The organism is Cellulomonas sp. P4_B5_2 (assembly GCF_056402235.1).
In genome coordinates this window covers 1-6,661 of sequence record NZ_JBFUHU010000206.1, presented here as the reverse complement: position 1 = coordinate 6,661, position 6,661 = coordinate 1, and the positions used below count along the sequence as shown (strand labels likewise).

6 protein-coding genes and 1 pseudogene are annotated in these 6,661 nt (G+C 73.7%); 4 read left to right on the top strand and 3 right to left on the bottom strand.

Translation table 11 applies throughout. From position 1 onward, the window contains the following. The 3 genes and pseudogenes from AC1DUQ_RS14845 to AC1DUQ_RS14835 form a co-directional block, all read right to left on the bottom strand. Positions 1-370: pseudogene (locus AC1DUQ_RS14845) on the bottom strand (molybdopterin-dependent oxidoreductase); the annotation flags it as partial. 282 nt (positions 371-652) lie between these two features. Then, the gene (locus AC1DUQ_RS14840; protein ID WP_477061590.1) at positions 653-1,105 is read right to left on the bottom strand and encodes an HIT family protein; all 453 of its coding nucleotides are present in this window, start codon (positions 1,103-1,105) and stop codon (positions 653-655) included. 14 nt (positions 1,106-1,119) lie between these two features. Beyond that, positions 1,120-1,653, bottom strand: a complete 534-nt coding sequence (locus tag AC1DUQ_RS14835) for a DUF1697 domain-containing protein (protein WP_477061591.1) — start codon at positions 1,651-1,653, stop codon at positions 1,120-1,122. A gap of 134 nt (positions 1,654-1,787) precedes the next feature. Between AC1DUQ_RS14835 and nirB the strand changes: the two genes are divergently transcribed. The 4 genes from nirB to AC1DUQ_RS14815 form a co-directional block, all read left to right on the top strand. Then, positions 1,788-4,373 (top strand): nitrite reductase large subunit NirB, encoded by a 2,586-nt coding sequence (nirB, locus tag AC1DUQ_RS14830; RefSeq protein ID WP_477074045.1) that lies wholly within the window; start codon positions 1,788-1,790, stop codon positions 4,371-4,373. Then, positions 4,370-4,756, top strand: a complete 387-nt coding sequence (nirD, locus tag AC1DUQ_RS14825; protein WP_477061593.1) for a nitrite reductase small subunit NirD — start codon at positions 4,370-4,372, stop codon at positions 4,754-4,756. Before nirB ends, nirD begins: the two co-directional genes overlap by 4 nt. Further along, the gene (gene cobA / locus AC1DUQ_RS14820; RefSeq protein ID WP_477074044.1) at positions 4,753-6,024 is read left to right on the top strand and encodes a uroporphyrinogen-III C-methyltransferase; all 1,272 of its coding nucleotides are present in this window, start codon (positions 4,753-4,755) and stop codon (positions 6,022-6,024) included. Before nirD ends, cobA begins: the two co-directional genes overlap by 4 nt. Then, the coding region (locus AC1DUQ_RS14815) for a uroporphyrinogen-III synthase (RefSeq protein WP_477074043.1) at positions 6,021-6,661 on the top strand (641 nt) is incomplete at its 3' end. The genes cobA and AC1DUQ_RS14815, both read left to right, overlap by 4 nt.

The window sequence follows — 6,661 nt, the reverse complement described above, 5'->3', positions numbered from 1 at the left end:
GTGCGGCCGCGAGCGTCCCGGCGTCCGGTCGGGCCATCGCCGCCAGTCCCGCCGCCGCGCCCAGGACCACGACGAGCGTGGCGCCCCAGGCCCACCGCCGCGCGGCGAGCACCCCGGCCAGCGCGGCGAGTGCCAGCAGCACCACCACCTCACCGATCCCGAGGACCACCTTGTCCGCCGTGCCGAACGTGGAGGCGGCGAAGTCCTTCAGCCACGCGGGCGTCGCGTCGACGAACGCGGACCCCACGGCGACGAGCGGGTCGGACGTCGGCCCGGTGACCAGGGCGACGAGCGAGCCGACACCGATCGTCACCACGCCTGCGGCTACCCCCGCCAGCGCGGCGAGCCCCGTGTCCCGACGTCCAGCCATCTGCGTCCTGCTTCCTGTGGTCGCTGCCGGTCCGGCTCTGCCTCGCCAGCGCCGATGTCGTCTTCCATGCTCCGCCAGCACAACATTGCACGGTGCCGGTGTGATGCCGAGAGTTCGGTGCGAGACCCCTTGGGGACTGGTCTCCCTTCCACCGACGCCGCTGCCCGGTGCGCCGACGTGCGCACTTCCGGTCGCCGGGACGCTCGATCGTGCGGACGTCGGTGCCGTCGGGTTCGGGACGTCCGCGCATCCGGTCGCCGGGACGCTCGATCGTGCGGACGCTCAGCGGGAGAGGGCAGGGGAGCTCAGCGTCGTGGGGACGTTCGCGCCGTGGCCCTGGGCCACCAGGGCGTCGCGCACTCGTTCCGCCGCTGCGTCCAGCTCCGCGGCGGGCAGGTCGGCGCGGGCGTTGCGGAACGTCAGGCTCGCCTCGTCCCACGCGGGCAGCACGTGCAGGTGCAGGTGCGGAACCTCGAAGCCGGCGACGAGCAGCGCCGCGCGCGGTGCGGACCAGGCTGCCTGCTGGGCGGCACCGATCACCTTCGCGACGGCCATCAGGTGCGCCAGCACGTCGTCGGGCGCCTCGGTCAGCTGCACGATCTCGTCGCGCGGCACCACGAGCACGTGCCCGTCGGTGATGGGCGCGATGGTCCCGAACGCCACGGCGACGTCGTCGGCCCACACGAACCGGGCGGGGATCTCGCCGGCGATGATCTTGGTGAACAGGGTGGTCATGGCGACCACGCTAGTCACGCGCGCTCGCGGGCGAGGCGCTGCAGCGCCAGCACGGTGTTCCAGTTGCGCGCCGTCCCGGAGCGCCCGGTCGCCTTCTCCAGCACGGGGAGCGTGAGCTTCGAGCGGCCGATGCCGTCGGGGTAGTACGCGTACGTCTCGTCCCCGGCGAACGCGACGCGCTCGTTGCCGTACGGCGTCGGGTCGAACGAGGTGTCCTTCGGGGTGCCGTCCCAGCAGTAGAGGACCAGGTGCGACGGGTCGGAGGCAACCTCGTCGGTGAACGGCACCCGGGACACGAGCGTGTCCCACTGCGACAGCGTGCGGGTGAGGACCGGGACGTCGAAGCCGAGCTCGGCGGACAGGGCGTCCGACAGGCCCGGACCCACGGACGACGACGGGCCGTGGGGCACCAGCACGATGTTCCCGCTGTTCACGTAGGTGGTGACCGCGGTGTGGCCGAGGCCCTCGGCGACGGCGCGCAGCTGGGCGGCCTTGATGGTGCGGCCGCCCACGTTGGCGGCCCGGAGCAGGGCGATGACGGGGCTCATGACGCCACTCTCACACCCAGGACCAACGTCATGTGCGGGAAAGGTTCCCGCGAGGTAACGGCGCACGCCACCCAGGGAAACAACCGGTTCCTACCGTGGGAGGCGCCCCACCCCCCAGCCCGACGGAGCACCCCATGAACCAGCACCTGGTCGTCGTCGGCGGCGGCATGGTCGCGCAGCGACTGGTCGAGGCGTTGCGTGACCGCGACACCGCCGGGGCCTGGCGCATCACGGTCCTGGCGGAGGAGCCCCGGCGCCCGTACGACCGGGTGGCGCTCACCAGCTACTTCTCGGGTCGGGACGCCGACGACCTCGCGCTCGGGGACCCGGAGCTGTGGTCCGACCCGCTGGTGACGCTGGTCCGCGACGACGCCGTGACGCAGATCGACCGCGACGCCAAGACCGTGACCACCGCCCGCGGCCGCACGGAGCACTACGACCACCTGGTGCTGGCGACGGGCTCGTCGGCCTGGGTGCCCCCGCTCGAGGGGGCCGACCTGCCGGGGGTCTTCGTCTACCGCACCGTCGACGACGTCGCAGCCCTGCGCGGGTACGTCGAGAAGCTCTCCGAGGACCGCGTGGTCAAGGGCGCGGTGCTCGGCGGCGGCCTGCTCGGTCTGGAGGCGGCCGGCGCGCTCCAGGCGCTCGGTGCCCGCACCACGGTGCTCCAGGTGGGCACCCACCTCATGTCGGCCCAGGTGGACCTCGGCGGCGGCGAGGCGCTGCGGCGGCTCATCAACCAGCTCGGGGTCGGCGTCCGCCTCAACGCGATGACCACGCGGATCAGGGCGCACCGCCGTGGCGGCGTCGGTCGTCTCGAGCTGGCCGACGGCGGCCGGGTCGACGCCGATGTCGTCGTCATCGCCGCCGGCGTGCGTCCCCGCGACGAGCTCGGTCGCACGTCCGGGCTGGCCATCGGTGAGCGCGGCGGCATCGTCGTCGACGACACCTGCCTGACCAGCGACCTCRACATCTCCGCCGTCGGTGAGGTCGCGTGCATCCAGGGCTCGACGATCGGCCTGGTCGCCCCGGGGTACGCGATGGCGGAGATCACGGCCGACCGGCTGCTGGGCGGAACCTCGTCGTTCCCCGGTGCTGACACGGCGACCAAGCTCAAGCTCTCGGGCGTCGACGTGGCCAGCTTCGGGGACGCGTTCGGCCAGACCCCCGGCGCGCTGGAGATCGTGTGGGCCGACCCGGTGGGTGGCGTCTACAAGAAGCTCGTGATGTCCGACGACGCCCGGACCCTGCTCGGTGGCGTCCTGGTCGGCGACGCCAGCGCCTACGCCAGCCTGCGCCCGATGCTCGGCCGCGAGCTCCCGGGCGACCCGGCCGCGTTCCTCCTGCCCGAGGGCGGCGGCGGAGCGCCCGAGCTGGAGCTGCCCGACGACGCCGCCGTCTGCTCGTGCAACAACGTCTCCGCCGGCACGATCCGTGGGGCGGTGACGGAGCACGGGTGCACCGACCTCGGCGCGGTCAAGGCCTGCACCAAGGCCGGCACCAGCTGCGGGTCCTGCCTCCCGCTGGTCAAGAAGCTGGTCACCACCGAGCTGGCCGCGCAGGGCATCGCCGTCAGCACCGCGCTGTGCGAGCACTTCGCCCTGTCCCGCGCGCAGCTGTACGACGCGGTCCGGGTGTCCGGCGCGGCCTCGTTCACCCAGATCATCGAGCGGTTCGGCACCGGCGGCCGGGGGTGCGACATCTGCCGTCCGACCGTCGCGTCCATCCTTGCGACGACCTCCCCGGCCCACGTGCTCGAGGGCGAGCGGGCCACGCTCCAGGACACCAACGACCACGTGATGGCCAACCTGCAGAAGGACGGCTCCTACTCGGTGGTCCCGCGCATCGCCGGCGGCGAGGTGACGCCCGAGGGGCTCATCGCGATCGGCGAGGTGGCCAAGGACTTCGGGCTCTACACCAAGATCACCGGCGGTCAGCGGATCGACATGTTCGGCGCCCGCATCGACCAGCTGCCCCTGATCTGGCAGCGCCTCGTCGACGCCGGGTTCGAGTCCGGGCACGCGTACGGCAAGTCGCTGCGCACCGTGAAGTCCTGCGTCGGCTCCACGTGGTGCAGGTTCGGCGTGCAGGACTCGGTGGCGCTCGCGGTCATGCTCGAGCTCCGGTACCGCGGCCTGCGTTCCCCGCACAAGATCAAGCTCGGGGTCTCCGGCTGCGCGCGTGAGTGCGCGGAGGCCCGCGGCAAGGACGTCGGCGTGATCGCCACCGACAAGGGCTGGAACGTCTATGTCGGTGGCAACGGCGGCTTCACCCCGCGGCACGCGCAGCTGCTGGCCGAGGACCTCGACACCGAGACCCTGGTGCGGACCATCGACCGGTTCCTCCTCTACTACGTGCGCACGGCGGACCGCCTGCAGCGCACGGCGCCGTGGATCGAGGAGGTCGAGGGCGGCCTGGAGGGCGTCCGGGCGGTCGTGATGGACGACTCGCTGGGCATCGCGGCGGACCTGGACGAGCAGATGGCCCTGCACGTCGTGGAGTACGAGGACGAGTGGAAGGCCACGCTCGAGGATCCGGAGAAGCTGCGCCGGTTCGCGTCCTTCGTCAACGCTCCCGACACCCCGGACCCCTCGCTGGCGTACGTCCCGGAGCGCGGCCAGTCGCGCCCCGCCACCGCCGACGAGCGCGACGACGCACGCCCGACGCCTCACCACGAACCCGTTCTCGTCGCCGGAGCCCGGCTGGAGGTGCGCTCATGACCGCGCTGGAGACCACGCTGGAGACCGCTGTGTGGACCGCCGTGTGTCGGGTGCAGGACCTCGCCCCCGAGCGCGGCGCCGCGGCGCTGCTGGGCAGCGACCAGGTCGCCCTGTTCCGACTCCTCGACGGCCGCGTCCTGGCGGTCCAGCAGCACGACCCGTTCAGCGACGCGCACGTGATCTCCCGGGGCATCGTCGGCTCGCGGACGGTCGACGGRGTCGAGGTGCCGACCGTCGCGTCCCCGATGTACAAGCAGGTGTTCGACCTGACCACGGGCCGCTGCCTGGACGTCGCGGGCAAGGTCCCCGCTCGTGGTCTCAGCCCTGACCTGCGCACCTGGCCCGTCCGGGTGTCCGACGGACTCGTGGAGGTCGGGCGATGACCACGATGCTCGGGCTCCAGCTCACCGGCCGCCGCGTCCTCGTGGTCGGCGGCGGGCCGGTCGCGGCCCGCCGTGTGCAGTCCTTGCTCGCGGACGCCGCCGTGGTGGTCGTGGTCGCCCCGCAGCTGTGCGAGGTTCTCCTGGACCTGCACCGGTGGGGGTTGGTCGAGTGGCGCGCGCGCGAGGTGGCCGAGACGGATCTTGAGGGCGCCTGGCTGGTGCACACGGCTACGGGCGACCGCGCGACCGACGAGTCAGTCGTGGCCTGGGCCGCCACGCGCCAGACGTTCTGCATCGACGCGGGCGACGGCTCGGCGGGGTCGGCACGCACGCCGGCGACCACCCAGCAGGGTGACGTCCTCGTGGGCGTGGTCTCGACGGGCTCCCCGGACCCGCGCCGCACGCTCGCCGTGCGCGACGCGGTCGCGGCGCACCTGCGCGAGGGCCACGTGGATCTGCGTCAGCGCCGCTCGCACGCGGGACGGGTGGTGCTCGTCGGCGGCGGACCGGGCGACATCGGGCTGCTCACGCTGGCCGGCCGTCGCGCGCTGGCCGAGGCGGACGTCGTGGTGACCGACCGGCTGGGTCCGGTCGCGGTGCTCGACGAGCTCGCTCCCGGGGTCGAGATCATCGACGTCGGCAAGACGCCCGGGCACCACCCCGTGCCGCAGCACGAGATCGGCCGGATCCTGGTCGAGCAGGCGCAGCGCGGTCGAGTGGTCGTCCGGCTCAAGGGCGGCGACCCGTTCGTGTACGGGCGTGGTGGCGAGGAGGTGCTCGCCTGCCGGGAGGCGGACGTCGCGGTGGAGGTCATCCCGGGGGTGAGCAGCGCGTTCGCCGCGCCCGCGGCGGCCGGCATCCCGCTGACGCACCGCGGGACGGTCAGCGCCGTGCACGTGATGAACGGGCACGACGGCTGGTCGTCCGCGGCGCTGACAGGCCTGCGGGACAAGTCCTGCACGGTCGTCGTGCTCATGGGCGTGAGCGCCTTGGCCACGCTCGCCACGGAGGCGCTGGACGCCGGCGCCGACCCGGCCACCCCCGTCGCACTGGTGGAGGAGGGCACGCTGCCCGGCCAGCGCGTCACCCGCGCACGGCTCGACGACGTGGTGGACGTCGCCGCGTCGGCCGGGGTCCGTGCCCCCGCGGTGATCGTCCTGGGTGCGGTCGCCGCCGCGGGTCTGCTCGAGCCCGCGCATGGTGACGCGGCTCACACGACCGCGTCGACGGTCGCAGCGGACCCCGGCACCGTCACAATGGCCCTGTGAGCGAACCCATCGACCAGACCCTCGCGGGCCTCGTCGTGCTCATCACCGCCGACCGCCGGTCCGCCGAGCTCGCCGCCGCCCTGGGTCGCCGCGGAGCCGCGGTCCGGCACGCTCCCGCGCTGAGCATGGTGCCGCACATCGACGACGCGGCACTGCTCGGTGGCACGCGGTCGCTGCTGGCGGACCCGCCCGACACGGTCGTCGTCACCACCGGGATCGGCTTCCGCGGCTGGATCGAGGCCGCCGATGCGTTGGGCCTCGCCGAGCCGCTCGTGGACATGCTTCGCGGCACGCGCATCGTGGCGCGCGGCCCCAAGGCGCGCGGAGCGATCCAGGCGGCCGGCCTGACCGCCGACTGGGTGGCCGAGTCCGAGACGAGCGCCGAGATCGCCGAGGTGCTCCTGGATGAGGGCGTCGCCGGCCGGGACATCGCGGTCCAGCACCACGGCGCGGGGGCCGACGGGCTCGACGAGGCGTTCGCCGCCGCGGGTGCTCGGGTGCGCAGCCTCGTCGTGTACCGGTGGGGTCCACCCCCGGACCCCGCGGTGGTGGAGGCCTCGGTGCGCGCGGTCGCCGCGGGCGAGGTCGACGCCGTCGCGTTCACGTCGGCGCCCGGCGCGCACGCCTGGCTGGAGGC

Excerpts from the sequence above, each read along its gene's own strand:
- AC1DUQ_RS14840 (WP_477061590.1), bottom strand. The coding sequence starts at position 1,105 with ATGACCACCCTGTTCACCAAGATCATCGCCGGCGAGATCCCCGCCCGG.
- cobA (WP_477074044.1), top strand. The coding sequence starts at position 4,753 with ATGACCACGATGCTCGGGCTCCAGCTCACCGGCCGCCGCGTCCTCGTG.
- AC1DUQ_RS14835 (WP_477061591.1), bottom strand. The coding sequence starts at position 1,653 with ATGAGCCCCGTCATCGCCCTGCTCCGGGCCGCCAACGTGGGCGGCCGC.